At 64.6% G+C, this 20,406-nt stretch carries 18 protein-coding genes; 8 read left to right on the top strand and 10 right to left on the bottom strand.

All coding sequences use genetic code 11. From position 1 onward, the window contains the following. The gene (locus Q9K02_RS00175; protein ID WP_305931052.1) at positions 1-1,080 is read left to right on the top strand and encodes a mechanosensitive ion channel family protein; all 1,080 of its coding nucleotides are present in this window, start codon (positions 1-3) and stop codon (positions 1,078-1,080) included. Here the strand turns inward: Q9K02_RS00175 and Q9K02_RS00180 are convergent. Then, the gene (locus Q9K02_RS00180) at positions 1,077-3,422 is read right to left on the bottom strand and encodes a CDC48 family AAA ATPase (protein WP_305931053.1); all 2,346 of its coding nucleotides are present in this window, start codon (positions 3,420-3,422) and stop codon (positions 1,077-1,079) included. The two genes, Q9K02_RS00175 and Q9K02_RS00180, sit on opposite strands and share 4 nt — an antisense overlap. 336 nt (positions 3,423-3,758) lie before the next feature. On the opposite strand from Q9K02_RS00180, the gene Q9K02_RS00185 reads away from it, so the two are divergent. The 5 genes from Q9K02_RS00185 to Q9K02_RS00205 all read left to right on the top strand — a co-directional run bounded on the left by Q9K02_RS00185 (position 3,759) and on the right by Q9K02_RS00205 (position 8,469). Next, positions 3,759-4,481 carry a CoA transferase subunit A gene (locus tag Q9K02_RS00185; RefSeq protein WP_305931054.1) on the top strand — a complete coding sequence of 241 codons (723 nt, stop codon included), beginning with the start codon at positions 3,759-3,761 and terminating at the stop codon, positions 4,479-4,481. Further along, on the top strand, positions 4,478-5,425 hold the full coding sequence (locus Q9K02_RS00190) for a 5'-nucleotidase, lipoprotein e(P4) family (protein ID WP_305931055.1): 948 nt from the start codon (positions 4,478-4,480) through the stop codon (positions 5,423-5,425). The genes Q9K02_RS00185 and Q9K02_RS00190 overlap by 4 nt, the downstream gene beginning before the upstream one ends. A gap of 2 nt (positions 5,426-5,427) precedes the next feature. Continuing rightward, complete coding sequence (locus Q9K02_RS00195) at positions 5,428-6,084, top strand: CoA transferase subunit B (RefSeq protein ID WP_305931056.1); 657 nt, start codon at positions 5,428-5,430, stop codon at positions 6,082-6,084. A 66-nt stretch (positions 6,085-6,150) separates the two neighbouring features. Further along, positions 6,151-7,290: an NAD(P)H-dependent flavin oxidoreductase gene (locus tag Q9K02_RS00200; RefSeq protein ID WP_305931057.1), complete on the top strand. Its 1,140-nt coding sequence runs from the start codon at positions 6,151-6,153 to the stop codon at positions 7,288-7,290. A 36-nt stretch (positions 7,291-7,326) separates the two neighbouring features. Further along, positions 7,327-8,469, top strand: a complete 1,143-nt coding sequence (locus Q9K02_RS00205) for a CaiB/BaiF CoA transferase family protein (protein ID WP_305931058.1) — start codon at positions 7,327-7,329, stop codon at positions 8,467-8,469. Position 8,470: 1 nt separating this feature from the next. Here the strand turns inward: Q9K02_RS00205 and metK are convergent, their stop codons facing one another. The 6 genes from metK to hisS form a co-directional block, all read right to left on the bottom strand. Next, on the bottom strand, positions 8,471-9,709 hold the full coding sequence (gene metK, locus Q9K02_RS00210; protein WP_305931059.1) for a methionine adenosyltransferase: 1,239 nt from the start codon (positions 9,707-9,709) through the stop codon (positions 8,471-8,473). 48 nt (positions 9,710-9,757) lie between these two features. After that, positions 9,758-11,335, bottom strand: a complete 1,578-nt coding sequence (lnt, locus tag Q9K02_RS00215; protein WP_305931060.1) for an apolipoprotein N-acyltransferase — start codon at positions 11,333-11,335, stop codon at positions 9,758-9,760. Positions 11,336-11,376: 41 nt separating this feature from the next. After that, positions 11,377-12,045, bottom strand: coding sequence for a DUF4167 domain-containing protein (locus Q9K02_RS00220; protein WP_305931061.1), 669 nt, complete (start codon positions 12,043-12,045; stop codon positions 11,377-11,379). 237 nt (positions 12,046-12,282) lie between these two features. Continuing rightward, positions 12,283-13,104, bottom strand: coding sequence for a peptide chain release factor N(5)-glutamine methyltransferase (gene prmC / locus Q9K02_RS00225; protein ID WP_305931062.1), 822 nt, complete (start codon positions 13,102-13,104; stop codon positions 12,283-12,285). Then, the gene (prfA, locus tag Q9K02_RS00230) at positions 13,101-14,168 is read right to left on the bottom strand and encodes a peptide chain release factor 1 (protein ID WP_305931063.1); all 1,068 of its coding nucleotides are present in this window, start codon (positions 14,166-14,168) and stop codon (positions 13,101-13,103) included. The genes prmC and prfA overlap by 4 nt, the downstream gene beginning before the upstream one ends. Next, entirely contained in the window at positions 14,165-15,412 is a 1,248-nt protein-coding gene (gene hisS / locus Q9K02_RS00235) for a histidine--tRNA ligase (protein ID WP_305931064.1), read from the bottom strand. The genes prfA and hisS overlap by 4 nt, the downstream gene beginning before the upstream one ends. 115 nt (positions 15,413-15,527) lie before the next feature. On the opposite strand from hisS, the gene ppa reads away from it, so the two are divergent. Then, on the top strand, positions 15,528-16,061 hold the full coding sequence (gene ppa / locus Q9K02_RS00240) for an inorganic diphosphatase (protein WP_305931065.1): 534 nt from the start codon (positions 15,528-15,530) through the stop codon (positions 16,059-16,061). 3 nt (positions 16,062-16,064) lie between these two features. Here the strand turns inward: ppa and Q9K02_RS00245 are convergent, their stop codons facing one another. From Q9K02_RS00245 to Q9K02_RS00255, 3 genes are all read right to left on the bottom strand, one after another. Beyond that, the gene (locus Q9K02_RS00245; RefSeq protein WP_305931066.1) at positions 16,065-17,450 is read right to left on the bottom strand and encodes a mechanosensitive ion channel family protein; all 1,386 of its coding nucleotides are present in this window, start codon (positions 17,448-17,450) and stop codon (positions 16,065-16,067) included. Continuing rightward, on the bottom strand, positions 17,447-18,793 hold the full coding sequence (locus Q9K02_RS00250; protein ID WP_305931067.1) for a TldD/PmbA family protein: 1,347 nt from the start codon (positions 18,791-18,793) through the stop codon (positions 17,447-17,449). Before Q9K02_RS00250 ends, Q9K02_RS00245 begins: the two co-directional genes overlap by 4 nt. A 92-nt stretch (positions 18,794-18,885) precedes the next feature. Continuing rightward, positions 18,886-19,260: a hypothetical protein gene (locus Q9K02_RS00255; protein ID WP_305931068.1), complete on the bottom strand. Its 375-nt coding sequence runs from the start codon at positions 19,258-19,260 to the stop codon at positions 18,886-18,888. 195 nt (positions 19,261-19,455) lie between these two features. On the opposite strand from Q9K02_RS00255, the gene lptB reads away from it, so the two are divergent. Then, positions 19,456-20,241, top strand: a complete 786-nt coding sequence (lptB, locus tag Q9K02_RS00260; protein WP_305931069.1) for an LPS export ABC transporter ATP-binding protein — start codon at positions 19,456-19,458, stop codon at positions 20,239-20,241. Positions 20,242-20,406: the final 165 nt, after the last annotated feature.

Raw genomic sequence — 20,406 nt, forward strand, 5'->3', positions numbered from 1 at the left:
ATGCTTGAACGCTTCGACCCACGCAACTGGCCGATTTCCTACGAGGCCATGCTCGAGCATCTGATCGTGCTCGGCGGGTCGGTGGCGATTGCGCTGATCGTGCACTGGGTCGTGTTCGCCCTGCTTCGGCGGATAGTTCGCAAATCGTCAAGCCAAGTGGACGACATCGTTTTCGATACAGTCCGCCGCCCGCTGCGCTGGGCTATGGTTGGCTTCGCGATATCCGTCGCCGCGGAGAACGATGCGCTGGTCGGGCGCGGGTGGGACATCTTCGCATCCTTCATCGTTCCGGCGCTGGTCGGGTGGCTCGCGTTTGCCGCCGTAAAGGGCGCGGCGCTCGGCTACGAAAAACAGTCGCTCGAAAGCGAGGACCCGGTTGCCCAGCGCGGGCGGATGACGCGCATCGCGATACTGTCGCGCACCCTGCGCGTCGCGATCATCATCATCACGATCTCGCTGATCATGCTCAACATCCCCGGCGTGCGCGATGTGGGGACGACCATGCTGGCCTCCGCCGGTCTCGCCGCCCTCGCGGTCGGCGCAGCTGCCCAGCCCGCGCTCAAATCGCTGATCGCGGGCTTGCAAATGGCGCTGACCCAGCCGCTGCGGATCGGCGACCTCGTCAAGGTCGACGGACAGGCAGGGCGAGTGGAGGAAATCCGCATGAGCTTCGTGACTGTCAGAACCTGGGACGAACGGGTCCTCGTCGTGCCGACCAGCCGCTTTCTCGACCAGAGCTTCGAGAACTGGTCGCGCGTGAGCGAAAAACTCACGGCTCCGGTGATGCTGCATCTCGATCCGATTACGGAGATCACGCCGATCCGCGAGGAATTCGAGCGGTTCGTGACCAATCATCCGCTATGGGACGGGCGCAATCTCGCTTTGCAGATGACCGAAGCTTACCCCGAGAGCATCGAATTGCGCCTGGCAATGAGTTCGGCGACGATCGGCGATCTGTGGACGCTGCGCTGCGACGTGCGCGAGCACATGCTCGGCTGGCTCAAGGAAAACCAGCCCGAAGCGCTGATCCGCCACCGGCTCGAAGTCGAGGCGGCGAACCAGCGCGTTACGGGCGGTTAGTCTGCAGCGTTTTCGCTGCCGTCGGCATCGACCTCGACGCCATGCTTCCGGTCGCGCGTCGGCTCGACCATCCCTTCGTGGATGAAGCCGATAGGCTGGATGTCGGCGGCGCGTTTCTTCAGCTCGCCGCGCATCTTCTTGTACTCCGCCTCCATCTTGCTGGTGACGGTCGCACGGCTGTCTTTCAGCGCCTCGGTGAAGTCGGCGGCGGTGACGTTCTGCACGTCCCCGCCCGCCCGCTGGAGCGCGTTAAGGCCCGCACGACGCACGACATCTTCGAGATCGGCTCCGGTAAAGCGCGCCGTCTCGCCTGCGACATCGGCGAGGCTGACATCCTCTGCCAGCGGCATGTCCTTGGTATGGATGCCGAGGATCTGCTCGCGCCCAGCCTTGTCCGGCGTACCGACATAGACCAGCTCGTCGAAGCGACCCGGGCGTAGCAGCGCCGGATCGACCAGCGTCGGGCGATTGGTCGCGCCGATGACGACGACCGATTGCAGCTCTTCCAACCCGTCCATTTCGGCGAGGATGGTGTTGACGACACGGCCGGTGACCTGCGGTTCGCCCTGCCCCGACCCGCGGGCGGGCACGAGGCTGTCGATCTCATCGATGAATACGACGCACGGGGCGACGGCACGCGCGCGTTTGAACATGCGGGCGATCTGCTGCTCGCTTTCGCCATACCATTTGCTCAGCAGGTCGGAGCTCTTCATCGAAATGAAGTTCGCTTCCGCTTCCTTGGCGACGGCCTTGGCCAGCAGCGTCTTGCCGGTGCCGGGAGGGCCATAGAGCAGGAACCCCTTGGCGGGACGGATCCCGAGCCTGTGGAAGGCATCCGGGTTCTTCATCGGAAGCTCGATACCTTCCTTCAGCTTCTCGATCGATTCGCCGACGCCGCCGATGTCGGACCAGCCGACATTGGGAACCTGGACCATCACCTCGCGCATGGCGCTGGGCTGGATGCGCTTCAGCGCGGAAAGGAAATCCTCGCGGCCGACGTAGAGCTCGTCGAGGACTTCGGGCGGTATGGTCCGCTCGTCGAGGTCGATCTTGGGCATGATCCGGCGCACGGCATCGATCGCCGCCTCGCGCGCCAGAGCAGCGATATCCGCGCCGACAAAGCCGTAAGTGCCCTTTGCCAGCTCGTTGAGGTCGACCTTGTCGCCCAGCGGCATGCCGCGCGTGTGGATGCCGAGAATTTCGCGGCGACCTTTTTCGTCGGGTACGCCGATGATGATCTCGCGGTCGAAGCGGCCCGGGCGGCGGAGCGCCTCGTCGATGGCATCCGGGCGGTTGGTCGCCGCGATGACCACGAGATTGGAGCGCGCCTCCAGCCCGTCCATCAGCGTGAGCAGCTGGGCTACAAGGCGCTTTTCCGCCTCACCCGGCACGCGGTCGCGCTTGGGCGCGATCGAATCGATCTCGTCGATGAAGACGATGGCGGGGGCGGACTTGCTCGCCTGCTCGAACACTTCGCGCAGCGCCTTCTCGCTTTCGCCATAGCCCGAGCCCATGATTTCGGGGCCGTTGATGGTGAAGAAGTTGGCGTCGCTCTCATTCGCGACCGCCTGCGCCAGCCGCGTCTTGCCGGTTCCCGGCGGGCCATGCAGCAATACGCCCTTGGGCGGATCGACGCCGAGGCGGGTGAACAGTTCGGGATAGCGCAGCGGCAGCTCAACCATCTCGCGCAGCTGCTGGATCGTCTCGCCCATGCCGCCGACGTCGTCGTAATTGATGATCGCGCGCGCATCGCGCGGCTGCTCGAATTCGGCGCGCAGCTCGACCTCGGTATTCTCGTCGATATGGACGATGCCCTTGGGTGTGGTGGAGACGACGCTAAGGCGGATCTGGGTGAGCGCGTAGGCAGGCGCGTTGAACATACGGCGCACTTCCTGCGGCATGTTCTGCACCGGCTGCTGGCCAGTGGTGGCGACGAGATCGCCTGCAACCAGCGGCTTGCGGAAGAAATTGCGTTTGAGCGCCTGGGCCGGGCCCTGCAGCCGCATCTCGCGCTGGGCCGGTGCGAATACCACGCGGGTGGCGGGGCGCGATTCGGCCACAGCAACCTTCACATGCTCGCCGGAGCCGACTTCGGCATTGCCCCGCTGCAGGCCGTCGAGGCGGATAACCTCGAGGCTCTGGTCCTCGTCATATGCGGGCATGGCGACGGCGGCGGTCGAACGCTTGCCGGTAATCTCGACGACATCGCCTTCGGTGATGCCGAGCGCCTGGAAGGTGGTGCGCGGCATGCGGGCGATGCCCTGTCCGCTTTCCTCGTTCCGCGCGGCTGCTACCTGCAACCTGACCGTCTTGTCCGCTAGTGCGGCGTCCGCATCTGCCATGTGGGCGATTTCCCTTCGTCCATTGTCGTAACCGGGCCTAGCTGGGAACTGGACCTCTTCGATGCAATGAACGAGCCCCTGCGAGAGGTCCGCAGCAGACAGAAAAAAGCCCGACTGGAAAACCAGTCGGGCTATGAAAGTCTTGGGAGAGGATGCCTAAAAGGCACGCTCTATGTGCACTGCACCATCGGATTGTGCAAATGCGAAAAGAACAAGCTGTGTTGCGCGGATCGCAACAGGTGCCTCGAACGAATCTTCAATGTCAGCTTACTCGCAATCGACGACCCTACGGCATGCAGGTGACAGGGCTTCGCGAAGCGGTTAAGCGCTCGGCTCATGAACAAGCTCTATCCCGACGCCGCCGCCGCCCTCGACGGGCTTCTGAAGGACGACATGCTGATCGCCAGCGGAGGATTCGGCCTCTGCGGCATCCCCGAACGGTTGCTGGAGGCTATTCGCGATTCGGGCGTGAAGAACCTGACCTTCGCCAGCAACAATGCCGGCATCGACAATGAAGGCATCGGCATGCTGCTGCGCACGCAGCAGGTGAAGAAAATGATCTCCAGCTATGTCGGCGAGAACAAGGAGTTCGAACGGCAATTCCTCTCCGGCGAGCTGGAAGTCGAATTCTGCCCCCAAGGCACTCTCGCCGAACGCATGCGCGCCGGCGGTGCGGGCATCCCCGGCTTCTACACCAAGACCGGCGTCGGCACGCAGGTGGCCGAGGGCAAGGAGGTGAAGAAATTCGCCAACCGGGACGGGCAGATGGAAGAGTATATCCTCGAGCACGGCATCTTCGCCGATCTCGCCATCGTCAAGGCATGGAAGGCGGACGAAACCGGCAACCTCGTCTTCCGCAAGACCGCGCGCAACTTCAACCTGCCCGCCGCGACCTGCGGGAAGGCCTGCGTCGTCGAAGTCGAAGAAATCGTGCCGACCGGCAGCCTCGATCCGGACTGCATCCATCTCCCGGGCGTCTACGTCCAGCGCATGATCGTGGGCGCGCCCTACGACAAGAAGATCGAATTCGTCACCACGCGCGAGCGGGAGACGGCATGATGCGGAGCCTGCTCGTCACGGTTGCGGCGCTGGCGCTATCGGCCTGCGCCACGACGGTCGCGGAACCGGTCGCGCCGCAAGTCGCGGCGGATGTCCCGCCCTCTCTCCCGGCAGGAGAACGCGCCGCACCGGACGGGATGCGCTGGCTCTATGCCTCGGGCGAAGCGGCCGGTGCGTCGATCCAGACGTGGCGCCAACTGGCCGATTATGCGATCGCCGTGAGCCGCCAGCGCAAGGTCCCGCAATCGGTTCCGATGGGCCTGCCCGATGTGCAAGGGGGCATCGGCACCCCGTCCTGCGTCGCTGCCGATGGCACGATGAAGCCCTTCGCCGCCGTCTTCGATGTCGACGAGACCGTGCTGCTCAACAATGGCTACGAGTACTGGGCGGCCTATTCGGGCAAACCCTTCGTGCCCGAGGAATGGGCGCAATGGGCCGATGGCGGTGCCGGGATCGCCGCGCCGGTGCCGGGTGCCGTCACCGGCCTTCGCCGCCTGCGCGAAGCCGGGATCACGGTGATTTTCAATACCAACCGCAACAGCGAGAATGCTGCCGGGACCGCCGCCGCGATCGAGGCCGTCGGTGCCGGACCTGCCGTCCATCTCGACAACCTCTTCCTGCGCGGTGACGACGCCATGGGCAGCCGCAAGGACGGCCGCCGCGCGACCATCGCCGAGCGGTTCTGCGTCATCGCGCTCGCTGGCGACAATCTCGGCGACTTCGCCGACGTCTTCAATGCCGACGAGGATGCGATCCAAGCCCGCCGCGCCATGGTCGCGCGCGGAGAATATGCACAGCTCTGGGGCAATGGCTGGTTCCTCATGCCCAACCCCGTTTACGGGGCATGGCAGAAAGGCTCGTTGGACGAGGTCTTCCCGCCGGAAACGCGTTGGATGCCGTCCGACGCGAGCACCGCACCGAATATCATGAACGAAAGCGAATAAGCATGAGCGAGACCGCAGAAACAATCGGCTGGGACCGCAACCAGATGGCCGCCCGCGCCGCGCAGGAGCTGGAAGACGGCTATTACGTCAATCTCGGCATCGGTATCCCGACGCTGGTCGCCAACCATATTCCCGACGGCATGCATGTGACGCTGCAGAGCGAGAACGGCATGCTCGGCATCGGACCTTTCCCCTATGAAGGCGAGGAAGACGCCGACCTCATCAATGCCGGCAAGCAGACCATCAGCGAACTCGACCATAGCGCCTATTTCGACAGCGCGGCAAGCTTCGCCATGATCCGCGGCGGTCACATCGACCTTACCGTGCTCGGCGCGATGGAGGTGGCCCAGAACGGCGACATCGCCAACTGGATGATCCCGGGCAAGATGATCAAGGGCATGGGCGGCGCGATGGACCTCGTCGCCGGAGTGAAGAAGATTATCGTGGTGATGGATCACACCGCCAAGGACGGCAGCCCGAAGTTCATTCCCGAATGCACCCTGCCGCTGACCGGTACCAACGTGGTCGACATGATCGTGACCAATCTCGCCGTGTTCCAGCGCCCCGATCACGACAGCCCTTTCAAGCTGATCGAGCTGGCACCGGGTGTGACGGCAGAGGAAGTCGCGGCGAAGACGACGGCGGAATACGTTTCGTAACGCAACGGGACTTGCCAGCCCCGGTCCAATCTCGCACTCTCGCTCCCGAGAAATAGGGAGAGAGATATGCCGATGAACCGCGTATGCGAAATGACCGGGGCGGAGTTTCCGCTATTCGCTTTCAGCCATTGCCGCGATGTCGTGGCGGCGGTCAGCAAGGCGGGCGGGTTCGGCGTGTTCGGCGCGACGCGGTTCAGCCCCGACCAGCTGGAGGAAGAACTCGCCTGGATCGACGCGCATGTCGATGGCGCCCCTTACGGCGTCGATGTGCTGGTGCCGGAGGTCGTCGATGCCAGCGTGCGCGAACTGGCCGACAACAAGAGCCGTGCGGCAGCGATCGATCCGTCCTACCAGGGCTTCGTCAACCAGATGCTGGGCCAATATGGCATCTCGCCGGAAGCCGAAATGCCGATCCTGAAGGAGCGGATGGGGATCACACCCGAGAACGGCCTGGCGCTGATGGAGGTCGCCTTCCGGCATCCGATCAAGCTGATTGCCAACGCGCTCGGCATCGCCCCACCCGCGATGATCGAAGAGGGCAAGGCGCGCGGTGTGCCGGTCGCGGCGCTGGTGGGCGCGAAAGAACACGCGATCCGGCAGGCCGAGGCCGGCGTCGACATCATCGTCGCACAGGGCGGCGAGGCCGGCGGGCATTGCGGCGAAGTCTCGACGCTGGTTCTGATCCCCGAGGTCGTCCGCGCGCTTTCGCGGGCAGGCCACGACATCCCCGTGCTGGCGGCAGGCGGCATCATGACCGGGGGGCAGATGGCCGGGATGATGGCCGCGGGCGCGCAGGGCGCATGGACCGGCTCGGTCTGGTTGGCGACGCCGGAAGCCGAAACCAGCGAGGCCTTCCGCGACAAGATGGTCGCTGCGCGCAGCCGCGATACGGTCCGCTCGCGCAGCCGCACCGGCAAGCCCGCGCGCCAGCTCAAGACCGCATGGCACGATGCCTGGGACGCGAACGACGGCCCCGGCACGCTGCCGATGCCGCTCATGGGCATGGTATCCGAACCCGCCTTCGCCCGCATCGAACGCGAGGCGGCGGCCGGAAATGCGGAGGCGCGAGAGCTGGTGAGCTATTTCGTCGGACAGGGCGTCGGCCTGGTCGAGCAGGTGCGGTCGAGCAGGCAGGTGGTGCAGGATTTCCGCGAGGAATTCCTTGATGCCGTCGGCTCGCTCGCTGCCAGCGTCGGCATGGAGTGACTTGACCGGGCGCGCTCCGCCCCGCACGGCACGCCCATGTGGCTCGATACCCCGCGCAATCCGAAGGCACCGCTCGCCGGGCTGAAGGTCCTCGAACTCGCCCGCGTGCTGGCGGGGCCATGGGCCGGACAGATTCTCGCCGATCTCGGCGCGGACGTCATCAAGGTGGAAAGCCCCGATGGCGATGGCACCCGCAAATGGGGGCCGCCGTGGATCGAGCGGGAGAATGGCGATCGCGAAGCGGCCTATTATCATGCGACCAATCGCGGCAAGCGTAGCATCGTTGCGGACTTTCGTGACGAGAGCGATCTCGATCGAGTGAGGGAATTGGCAGGCAACGCCGACGTGGTGCTGGAAAATTTCAAGACCGGCGCGCTGGCCAAATTCGGGCTCGATTACGATAAGCTGGCGAAGGCCAATCCGCGGCTGGTCTACTGCTCCATTACTGGGTTCGGCCAGACTGGCCCGCGCGCGCATGAAGCGGGCTACGATTTCGTCATTCAGGCGATGGGCGGCTTCATGGCGTTGACCGGAGAACCGCAGGGCCAGCCGATGAAAATGGGAATCTCGATCTCGGACCTGACTTGTGGCCTTTATTCGGTGATCGGCATTCAGGCTGCCCTCGCCATGCGGGAGCGGACGGGGCGCGGCCAGCATGTCGACATGGCCCTGCTCGATTGTTCGGTCGGCTTGCTTGCCAGTCAGGCGACGCATTTCCTCAGCACCGGGGAAAACCCGCCGCGCATGGGCAACGAACATGCGCAGGTGAGCGCCTACGGGGTCTTCCCGACCGCCGATGGCGAGGTCGTGCTCGCGCCCGCGAACGACGGACTGTTCCGCAAGCTGCTCACCCTGCTCGGGCGGGACGACCTGCTGGGTGACTTGCGCTTCGCAACGAACGAAGCCCGGCTCGCCAATCGCACGGAACTCGACGAAATCATCGCGGCGGAAACGGCCAAGTGGGAAAGCGCCGAATTGCTAAGCGATTGCGCGGAGGATGGCATTCCGGCTGGCCCGATCAACGCCATCGATGCGGTCTTCGCAGACCCGCAGGTGCAGGCGCGGCAGATGCAGATCGAGCTCGGCGGGATCCCGGGCGTGCGTAGCCCCTTCACCTTCTCCGAGGCCGAACTGGCCTTAGACGCCCCCAGCCCACGCAAGGGAGAGCACGACGTCTAGCTCAGCCTAGAGCCGCCTTCAGATCTTCTACGAGATCGGTGCGCTCCCACGGGAAGCGGTCGCCGTCGGCCTGCCGTCCGAAGTGGCCGTAGGCTGCGCTTTCGCGGTAGATCGGTTTGTTGAGCCCCAGATGCGTGCGAATGCCGCGCGGGGTCAGGCCGCCGAGCTTTTCGATCCCGCGGATTGCGTTCTCGAGAGCTTCGTCGGACACACCATCGGCGGCAGTGCCGTGGGTATCGACGTAAAGCGACAACGGCTTGGATACGCCGATCGCATAGCTGAGCTGGATCGTGCAGCGCGTGGCGAGGCCGGCGGCGACGATGTTCTTGGCCAGGTAGCGCGTGATATAGGCGGCCGAGCGGTCGACCTTGGTCGGGTCCTTGCCGCTGAACGCGCCACCGCCATGCGGGGCCGCGCCGCCATAGGTATCGACGATGATCTTTCGACCGGTCAGGCCTGCGTCGCCGTCGGGGCCGCCGATCTCGAAGGCGCCGGTCGGATTGATGTGCCATTCGGTATCGCCAGAAATCCAGCCATCCGGCAGGATCTCGGTGACGACTTTCTGGACATAGGCCTTGAGCTCGGCCTCTTTCTCGCCCTCATGATAACCCTTGCCGTGCTGCGTCGAGACGACGATCGCGGTGCAGGCGACCGGCTTACCGCCTTCATAGCGCAGCGAGAGCTGGCTCTTGGCATCGGGCTCGAGGAAGGGTGCCGCGCCGCTCTTGCGGTCGGCGGCGAGCCGCTCGAGGATCTTGTGGCTGTAGTCTAGCGTCGCCGGCATGAGATCGGGCGTCTCGTCGCAGGCAAAGCCGAACATGATGCCCTGATCGCCCGCGCCCTCGTCCTTGTTGCCACTGGAATCGACGCCTTGGGCGATCTCCGAAGACTGGCCGTGAAGGTGGTTTTCGAACGTCAGCGTTTTCCAGTGAAACCCGTCCTGCTCGTAGCCGATCTCGCGGACGGTCTGGCGAACGGCCTGTTCGATCTCGTCCTTCGCGCCCGGTGCCCAGCCGCCATTGTCGGCCCAGTCTGGATTGTTGTTGTCATACATCGGAGCGCAACGGATTTCGCCGGACAGGATCACGCGCTGGGTCGTCGTCATCGTTTCGCAAGCCACGCGCGCCTCGGGATCCTTGCCGAGCATGAGATCGACGATGGCGTCGGAAATCTGGTCGGAAACCTTGTCGGGATGACCTTCCGAAACGCTTTCCGAAGTAAAGAGATAACTTTTACGCATGCAGCCGATCGTCCCGATATAAAGATGTCTTTATGTGCTTGCGTCGGCCTAGCCGCGCCGGTGCCGCATTACAACCAGCGATCCGGCACACAGCAGCAGCCCCCACGCGAGCGTCAACCAATGGCCGAGCCGCGCAAACCAGGTAGGTTCGTGCGCGGGCGGCACCAGCGTATCGACCCGCGCTGCGATATTGCGCCCGATATGCTCGCGCACCACCCCGCGCGCGTCGATCACCGCGCTGATCCCGGTGGTGGTGGAGCGGAGAACGGGCAACCCCTCCTCCGCCGCACGCATCCGCGCTTGGCCGAGATGCTGGGGCGGGCCCCAGGCGCCGAACCATCCGTCGTTCGACGGGTTGAAGATATAGTCGGGCCGGTTGTCGCGATCTGTCACTTCGCCGGAGAAGACGATCTCGTAGCAGATCTGGATACCTGCCTTGCCATAGCTGCCGAGGTCGAGGCTCTGCGGCCCGGGCCCCGGCAGGAAGTCGATCGTACCTGCGACCAGCCGGCTTGCACCGAGAGGCTCCAGCAGGGCGCGCATGGGAAGGTATTCGCCATAGGGCACGAGGTGCGACTTGGCTGCGCTGTCGATGATCTCTCCCTGCCCATCTATTGCCAGCACGACATTGTAGGCGCCGGTGGCCCGCCGCAGGCCATCGACCTCCTCGAGTTCGAGATCTTGCGCGCCGGTCAGCAAAAGCGATCCCTCGCCGATGGTGCTGCCGATGCGGGCACGGGCGAAAGCCGGGTTCGCGCCAGCGGTCATACGGTCATAATAGCGCTGCGGATAGCCGTCGCGCAGATAGTCCGGCACGCCGCTTTCGGGCCACAGGACAAGCCGCTGGCTGACCGGTCGCTGCGGCGTGCTGAGACCGGCGATAGTCTGAAACTGGCTCTCATATTTCGACGCGTCGTCGATTTCTTCCTGCCGCAGGTTGGGCTGGACGAGCGTCAGAGGAAAATAGCCCTCGCGGCCCGCACCGGCAGGCAAATACATGCCGGCGACCAACGCCGCAGCCGCCGCGGCGAGCGGGACCCAGCGCTTCGCGACCACCAGCATCGCCAGCAGAGCGGCAGCACAGACCGCCATGCCCGAAAGGGCGTAAGTTCCCGCAAAGGGCAACAGCGCGCCAAATCCCGGGCGGTCCCACGGCCCCATCAGTGCAAGCGAGAACGGCCCCCAGGAATAGCCGGTGAAGACCCAGCTGCGCAGCCATTCGCCGAGGATCCAGCTGGCACCCAGTGCCAGCGCGAAGGCTGGACCCGAACCATTGCGAACCAACGCCTTCGCCAGACCGGCTGCGAGCGCAGGATAGACCGCGAGGTAAAGCGACAGCAGCGGCACTGCGAGCCACCCGAGCGCGGGCGGCATTTCGGCCTGATAGGTGAAGGCCGTCGCGATCCAGTTGTTGGTGACGGTGAAATGCGCAACGCCGAACAGCCAGCCGCGCTTTGCGGCGATGCCGATAGTCGCGCTGTCGGCAACAATCAGCGCGAAGGCCCCCGTAGCGACAATAGCGACGAGCCACAGGCCGAGCGGCGGGTAGCCGAGCGCGGCCAGCGCGCCGAGCAGCAGCAGCGTCACATTGGGATGACGGCGGGCGAAACCGAGAAGCGAATCCATCGGTCTCGCCCTATTCCATCGGTCCCGCCGATCAAGCGCGATCAGGCTGCGTTGGCCTCTTCGTCGGCATCTTTCTTGCGGCGACGGCGCGGAGCGGGCTTGGCCTCGCCCTCGTCGGCGGCGCTTATCGAGGGCGGCAGCACGGTCGCGTCGATCTCGCCTTCGCTACCGGCCTGACCTTCTTCGTTCTTCTTGGCCTTGCGCGGAGCCCGGCGCTTCTTGGGCTGGTCGTCCTCGTCGCGGCGAACGAAGGGATTCTCGTCGGGCTCGTAGGAGTTGGAGTCGTCCTGGGCGTCCTTCTTGCGCGAGCGCTTGGGGGGCTTGTCCCCGCGATCCTTCCGGCCGCCTTCGTCCTGATCGTCACGACGCGAGCGCTGGCGGCGGTTGTTGTCGCGGCGATCGTCATTGTCGTCGCCGTCGTCATCGTCCGACTGGTTCTGGCCGCGATCGTCCTGGCGCTTGGCCTTCTGCTCGTCCTGCCGTGCCTTGTTGTCGGCGATCACGCGGAAATAATGGTCGGCGAACTGGAGATAATATTCCGCCTGCACCCGGTCGCCATTGTGCTGGGCGTCCTGGGCAAGCTTCTTGTACTTGTCGAGCAGCTGGGGCGCATTGCCCCGCGCGCGACTGTCGATCCGGTTGGCCGAGTTGCCGCCGCCCTGATTGCGGTTGTTGCGACCGCGACGGCGGTTATTGCGATTGTTGTTCAAGGGTAGGTAATCCTCATTCATGGCGCGGCGCGGACCCCCGGTCCGCCTATGGCCGCTTGCCCCTTGCGCGCCCGCGCTTGTCGCATGGCGCGTGCCCCGTTTTCCTGCATGGTATGCGAGGCTTTAAGGGCCGCGCACCGGAACTGCATATGTCGGGGCTTAGGCCACCGGGTCGGACATGCCGCGCACCACTGGCCTGTGGCCAGAGGTAAAGGGTCGAATCGGCTTTGCCAACCCTTATCTGAGAATCAATGCCCGGGGGCGGCCCGCGAGGTCGTGGCGAAGCTCGGTTTCGAACCCCGATTCGCGGGCGATTGCCGACACTGCGCCTGCCTGTTTCCAGCCGATTTCCAGCACTGCGATGCCGCCCGGCAAAAGTAGCTTGCCAAGCTGCGGGGCGATCGCCCGATAGTCGTCAAGCCCCTCGGGACCGGCGAACAAGGCGGAGGCTGGCTCGAAATTGCGCACATCGGGATCGAGCTTGGCATCGTCCTCGACATAAGGCGGGTTGCACAGGATCAGGTCGAACTTGCCGAGATCGTCGGCCCAGCCATCGTCCAGCCAGCTTGTGACGCGGAAGTCCGCTCGATCTTGAAGCCCGAGCGTTTCGCTGTTCCCTTGCGCCACAGCCAGCGCCGCACTTGAAATATCGATCCCGATACCCGTCGCGACCGGGCGCGCAGAGAGGAACGCCAGCAGCAACGCGCCGCTCCCCGTGCCCATGTCCAGCGCACGCGCGTCGAGCCTCGCATGATCGAGCGCGGCCTGCACGATCGTCTCGCTGTCACCGCGCGGGATCAGCGTGTCCTTCGTAACGGCGAAGTCGAGTCCGAAAAACTCCTGCCGCCCTAGAATATGCGCCACGGGCTCGTTTGCCGAACGCCGCTCGACCAAGGCAGCGAAGCCGGTAGGCGCCGGCTCGCGCATGTGCCGCATCAGCAAGTCCGAGCGCGTTGTGCCGGTTGCATGTGCCATCAGCAGTTCGGCATCCAGCCGTGCGGTATCGCTGGTGGCAGAGAGGCGCTGTGCGGCTTCGCGAACAGCGTCGCCGACGGTCACTCCGCCATCGCCGCGAGGCGCTTGGCCTCGTCCTCGGCGATTAGCGCGTCGACCAGTTCGCTTAAGCCAGGACCCGCAATGATCTGCGGCAGCTTCTGCAGCGTCAGGCCGATGCGGTGGTCGGTCACGCGCCCCTGCGGGAAGTTATAGGTGCGGATGCGTTCTGAGCGGTCGCCGCTGCCGACCATGGCCTTGCGCGCTTCGGCCTCGGCCCCTTGCGTCGCCTCGCGCTGCTGCTCGTAGAGCCGCGCGCGCAAGACTTGCATCGCTTTTTCCTTGTTCTTGTGCTGGCTGCGCCCGTCCTGGCAGGTGACCACCAGGCCGGTCGGCTCATGCGTGATGCGAATGGCGGAATCGGTGGTGTTGACGTGCTGGCCGCCCGCCCCGCTGGCGCGATAGGTGTCGATCTTGAGATCGCCCGGATCGATCTGCACATCGACTTCGTCCGGTTCCGGCAGCACCGCCACGGTTGCGGCGGAGGTGTGGATACGCCCGCCACTCTCTGTCTCGGGCACGCGCTGCACGCGATGGACGCCGCTTTCGAACTTGAGCTTGGCGAACACGCCGCTGCCGGTGACGTTGGCGACGATTTCCTTGAAGCCGCCGACTTCGCTGGCGCTCATGCTGACCGGCTCCACCTTCCAGCCCTGCTCGGCGGCGAAGCGTTCGTACATGCGGAAAAGATCGCCGGCGAACAGCGCCGCTTCGTCCCCGCCCGTACCGGCACGGATTTCGAGCATGGCGGGCTTGTTGTCGGCGGAGTCGCGCGGCAGCATGGCGACGGCCAGCTCGCGCTCGGCTTCGGGCAGGCGCTTTCGCAAGGTGCCGAGCTCTTCCTCCGCCATCGCCTTCATCTCAGGATCGGCGAGCATGTCCTCGAGGCTCGCAATCTCCTCGCGCGCAGCCTTCACCTCGGCGGCGACCCTGGCCACCGGCTCTAGCTCGGCATAGTCGCGGCTCGCCTGGACGAATTCCTCGCCCTCAAGCTGGCCCGACGCCATGCGCGCCTCGAGCTCGGCGAAGCGATGGGCAATCTGGTCGAGGCGTTCGCGTGGGATGGTCATTCAGCCCCCAAGACCAAGTTCTCGACCGCCGTCGCGACATCTCCTCCGTCGCCCATTACGCGCACGGTCACGCCACTTTCCGAAACCGGAAAAGACACGAGGCTGTGCGATGGGATCTTCTTTGCTTTATCGAAACGCTTCCGTGGCGAGCCGCTGGCAAAGAGTTCTGCAGAAAAACCCGCCGCACGCAGTCGCGAGATAACTTGAAGCGCCTGCTCCATGTAGGCTTCGTTTTCCAGAACGACGACTGCGTCCGATTTGGGTTCTTCTTTCGTTTCGACGAGCATCGCCAATCGCTCGATGCCCGCGGCCCATCCGACCGCTGGAGTTGACGGGCCGCCGAGGCTCTCGACCAATCCGTCGTAACGCCCCCCACCCAGAATGGTGCTCTGACTACCAAGTTTGCTCGCCGCTGCACTTCCCTCGTCAGGAATGAATTCGAAAGCGGTATGACGGTAATAATCAAGGCCTCGCACAAGGCTTTCTGCGCGAACCCACTTCACGTTTGCCGCATCAAGACCCTCTGTGACGGCATTGAAAAATGCCCGAGCGTCGTCGGAGAGGAATTGATCGATCTTCGGCGCGTCATCGACGAAGCGTTGATCCCGGCGGTCCTTACTGTCGAGTATTCGCAGCGGATTCTTTTCGAGCCGCTCCCGCGAATCCTCGCTCAACTCGTCCTTCACCGCGCGAAAGTGCTCGACCAATGCGGCGCGCCAGGCTTCGCGGCTGTCACCGTCACCTAAGGTATTGAGGTGCAAGGTAACTCCCTCGATCCCGAGTTCGTTCAGCAGTTGATACGCCATCGCAAGCAGTTCGACGTCGGCTTGCGGTTCGGAAGCGCCAAGGATTTCAGCGTCAATTTGGTGAAATTGTCGGTAGCGCCCCTTTTGCGGGCGCTCAAAACGAAACAGTGGCCCGTGTGTGGCTACCCTTATCGGGGCGTACTGCATCCAACCGTTCGAAAGATAGGCCCGCGCAATGCCCGCGGTGAACTCAGGCCTCATCGTCACTTGGTCACGACCTCGATCTTCGAATGAATACATTTCCTTACCGACGACATCTGTCGTCTCACCGATCGAGCGGGCAAACACCTCGGTCATTTCGAGCACGGGCATTTCGACCCGGCGGAAGCGGTAGAGCTTGCGCACGCGCTCGAAGGTCTCGACCACGAAGGCAAAAGCCTCGGCGTCGGGTCCGAAAATATCTTGCGTTCCGCGGATAGCTTGAGGTGTTTTCGACATGGCGCGCGCTTAGGCGAGGAAGGCGGTTGCCGCAATATACACACAAGGCTAGAGGCCCCCGCGAAGTCTTTCTGGGGAGAGGGCCGGTGCGGCAACCTACAAAGAGTGAGCATCAATGCGCATCGACATGATCCCCGTGGGCGACAATCCGCCCGAAAGCCTCAATGTCATCATCGAAGTGCCGACCGGCGGCGAGCCGGTGAAGTACGAGTTCGACAAAGACAGCGGCGCGCTGTTCGTCGACCGGATTCTGCATACCCCGATGCGCTATCCGGCGAACTACGGCTTCGTGCCCCACACGCTCAGCCCCGATGGCGACCCGCTCGATGCGCTGGTCATTGCCCGTTCGCCTTTCATCGCTGGCTGCGTCGTGCGTGCCCGGCCGATCGGCGTGCTGAACCTGGAAGACGAACATGGCGGCGACGAGAAGCTGATCTGCGTGCCGGTCGACACGACCTTCCCCTATTATTCCGATGTCGGCGAGACCAAGGACCTGCCGAGCATCATCTTCCAGCAGATCGAGCACTTCTTCACCCATTACAAGGATCTCGAAAAAGAGAAGTGGGTCCGCGTCGGTGCCTGGGGCGATGCCGCCGAAGCACGCCGGATCGTGCTCGAAAGCATCGAGCGATACGAAAACGACAAGTAGGAGCTACTCGACCGGGCGGCTGTGATCGAGCAGGTCTTTTTCCTGCTCGCTGCCGCCCTGGCGCCGCTCCGCATCGACCATCTGCGCGATCTCGTCGGTCGGGCGGACGTCCTCGTCCTCTTCGGTGACTGTGATCTGCCGGACGGGCTGGCTGGGCTGCTCGTCGCGCGGCTTCGCGTCAGCCGCTGCCGTGCCGCTGTCGAACGGCACACTGGCCGAGCGCGGGTCGAAGCGGAGGCGATAGATCGGCTCGGGGAGGCCGAATCCGGCATCTTCGAGCGCCGTCTTGACCGCCGGGATGGCATTGGTCTTCGCTTTCCACCAATCCGTCCGGCTTTGGTCGATCCAGCCGAGAAAGCGGATGACCACGTTGGAATCGCCAACTTCGATGATCCGCGCTTCGGGCGGCGGGTCGGCGAGCACGAAGTCCAGCCCCGCTAGCGTATCGCGGCCGAGCTTTCGCGCGGCCCGTGCATCGTCATCCGCATCGACGCCCAGGTCGAACTCAAAGCGGCGCTGCGGATTGCGGGTGTAATTGGTGATGACCGCCTTGAAGACCTGACCGTTGGGAATGCGCAGGTGATTGCCGTCGAGCGTCATCAACACGGTCGCGCGGCTGGTCAGGCGGATGACCCGGCCTTCCAGATCGTCGATCAGCACGTGGTCGTTGGCGCGGAACGGCTGGCGCAGGCTCAGCATCAGCGAGGCGACGTAGTTCTCGACCGTCTCGCGCATGGCGAAGCCCAGCGCGAGGCCGATGACGCCCGCACCGCCCAGAACCGCGCCGAGCAAGGCCGTCGCCCCGATCATGTCGAGCGCGATTACCAGCCCGCCGACGACGGCGATGAAGCGGATCGCGCTAGCGATCAGCTCGGCAAGGAAGCCGTTGGGCGCGATCCGGCGCCAGAGCGCTCCGAGGCCCGCGATCAGATAGCCGAGCAGTACGATCCCGGCCCACACCAGCAGCGCGACGGCAATCAGCGGCAGCATCCTGACCAGATCGCTCCACCGATCGGCGAGGCTGGTCAAGCCCGCCGTGCCTGCTGCCAGCGATACGTCACGCTCCAGCCCGTTCTCGACCGTCACCACACCCGCAACGCGCGAGACGATCTCCTCCGCGCGGGCAACATCCTCTTCGGCAGGCACGGTGCCCGACAGAGCAACGACGCCTTCGTTCACCTCGACCGACACCTGCTCGAAAGCTGGCAGCGCGGCGAAGATGCCGGAGATGCGGCTCGCGATGCGGTCGTCGTCGCCCGCGCCTTGCGTCGCGGCAATCGTTTGCGTCGGCGTGGGCTGCGGCTCCTCGCTCGGCGCGGGTTCGACGAGTTGCGCGGACAGGGGAGCGGCGATGAGCAGCGCGAGAAGGAAGAGAATCCGCACGATCATTCTCCCGCGACCGCCATGCCGTCGATGCGGAAGGTCGGCACATCTATGCCGCGTTGCAGTTCGAGGTCGTTCGCCGGAGTCAGCGCGCGGAACATGTCCGGCAGCGTCCCTGCAATCGTGATTTCGGACACCGGACCGGCAATTTCGCCGCCGCGTATGCGAAAGCCGCTCGCCCCCCGGCTGTAATCGCCGGTCACGAGGTTGACGCCTTGCCCGAACAAGCCCGTGACATAGAGGCCGTCCTCGATATCGGCGATGAGCTCTTCGACCGAAACCGTTCCGGGATCGAGCACGATATTGCTGGCCGATACGCCCGGAGCCCCGCCTCCGCCGCGTCCGGCATGGCCTGTCAGGTCGAGATCGAGCTGGTTGGCCGATGCGACATTAGTCAGCCAGCCGCCGATTTTCCCGTCCTCGACCAGCAATCGCTCGCTGCAAGGCACGCCTTCGCCGTCGAAATAGCGTGAGCGCAGGCCGCGTTTGCGGAACGGTTCCTCGCGCACACGAATGCCGCTGTCGAACAATTGCTCGCCCTCGCGCCCGATCAGGAAGCTGGATTTGCGCGCTATTGCAGGCCCGCTCATCGCGGCGAGCAGGTGACCGAGCACGCCATTGCCGACGCGCGGTTCGAACACGACCGGCATCTTGCGCGAGGGCATGGAGGTGGAGCCCGTCTTGCGCACCGCCCGCTCGCCCGCCTCGCGGCCGATTTCGTCCGCTCCGGGCAGGTCGGAGCGAAAGCGCTGCGTACGATAGGCGTAATCGGTTTCCATGCCGCCGCCCTCGCCCGCAACCACGCTTGCGGAGAGCGTGTGCGATCCGCTGGCATAGCCGCGCGCAAAGCCGTTCGAAGTGGCGAGGCCGAATACGCTGCGCGAGGCACCGGCGCTGCTGCCGTTGGAATTGGTTACGCCGTTCACCGCGCGGGCCGCATCTTCCGCTGCCAGTGCGGCAGCCCGCAACTCTTCGGGCGAAGGATCGTCCGGATCGAGCAGTTCGAGATCGGCGGCCTCGCCGCTGAAGAGCCGGTCTTCCGGGGCGAGCGCGCCATAAGGATCTTCCGGAGCCAGCCGCGCCATTTCCACCGCACGCTTGGCAAGGATGGCGAGGCCTTCGGGTGCGAAGTCGCTGGTCTGGATGGAGGACGATCGCCTGCCGACGAAAACCCGCAGGCTGATCTCCTCGCTTTCGGAGCGCTCGACTTCTTCCAGTTCGCCCAGCCGGACCGATACGCTTTCCGATGCTCCGGCGCGACAGGCGGCGTCGGCAGCATCGGCACCGCGTGCCCGGGCGAGGTCGACGAGTTCCTGGCAGCGCGCAACCGCGGCGGCGCTGTCGATCATTGCGAAGGCTTACGGATAATGGTCATCCGTTTGCAGGTAGGCATGTGCGCATGGCGTGGCAACTGCCAGCCCGCGCGAAGCGAATGCCTCGCTCAGCCGAAGATAAGGCGGAAGAAAGCGGTCAACGCCAGCGGCGTGACGATTGCCAGCGCCCACAGGGCGATCTGGTCGCGGCGAAAGGCGCCGGACAGTGCGGGATCGTGCGCCGCTTCGTCCGAAAGGCGTGTCCAGCGATGCTCGAACTTGCGGCAGAACGGAATGATGCCGACAACAAGGGCAACGAGAAAGAGGTACGGCGCGATCGAACTCATGCCCTGCTTCATCGCATGGACGGTCACGAAAATCTGGAGGCCGGTATAGACCAGCAAAGCGAGCGCGACATTGTCGCTCATCGATTTGCGCCAGTCCCGCAGATACGCGCGGCGGCCGGTGTGTGCGTCGTGATCGTCGTGTAGCGCCTTGTTCACGGCACTCTCCCCGAATTTCTCTACCCGAGTCGTATTGTTTCAAATTTACTGCGGGCTGGCAAGCGCACGCAACGAACGTGCGCAAATCCGTCCCGGATCGGCATGGAAGTCGTCCATGCAGGATTCCTGCCAATTCGTCGAAGAACACGCGTCCGAGGGTTTTCACCTGCGATCTGTCTGCGTATGGCGCGCAACATGGCCGATATCGATCCCGCCACCGTTGCCGACCCGGTTCACGACGCCGCCCCACCGATCCCGCAGGGCGGCCTCGAAGTCGTTTCCATTGCGAAGAGCTATGACAAGCGCGCCGTCCTGACCGACATTTCGTTGAGCGTCGGCAAGGGCGAGGTGCTCGGCCTGCTCGGTCCGAACGGGGCCGGCAAGACGACCTGCTTCTATTCGATCATGGGCCTCGTGCGCCCTGACGCCGGGCGCATCATGATGGATGGGCAGGACGTCACCAACCTGCCGATGTACCGCCGCGCGATCCTGGGCCTCGGCTACCTGCCGCAGGAAACCAGCATCTTTCGCGGCATGACGGTGGAGCAGAACATCAATTGCGTGCTCGAAATGGTCGAGCCCGATGCCGATACGCGCGCTGCCGAACTCGAACGCCTGCTCGAAGAATTCGGCCTGACGCGGCTGCGCACCAGCCCGGCCATGGCGCTGTCCGGCGGTGAGCGGCGCCGCTGCGAGATCGCGCGGGCGCTGGCGGCCAAGCCATCGATCATGCTGCTCGACGAGCCCTTCGCCGGGATCGACCCGCTTTCGATCAGCGACATCCGCGATCTGGTGAAGGATCTGAAGACGCGCGGCATTGGCGTGCTGATCACCGACCACAATGTCCGCGAGACGCTGGAGATCGTGGACCGGGCCTGCATCATCTACGGCGGCCAGGTGCTGTTCGCGGGAACGCCGCAGGCGCTGGTGGCCGATGAAAACGTGAAGCGGCTGTATCTGGGCGAGAATTTTACTTTATGATTGTCGGCGGTTTGGAGAGATGTCGCTGATCCCCGCCCCTCGGACCGCCGCTTCGGCACCGGCCCTCGCCCCCCCCCCCCCCCCCCAACACGGAATTTGCCGGGGGGGGGCGGGGGGGGGGGGGGGCGGGGGCGCCCCCGAAAACCCGAGGGGCGTTGACCACAC

It is taken from the genome of Qipengyuania profundimaris (assembly GCF_030717945.1).
In the GTDB taxonomy this organism is placed as follows: Bacteria; Pseudomonadota; Alphaproteobacteria; order Sphingomonadales; family Sphingomonadaceae; genus Qipengyuania; species Qipengyuania profundimaris.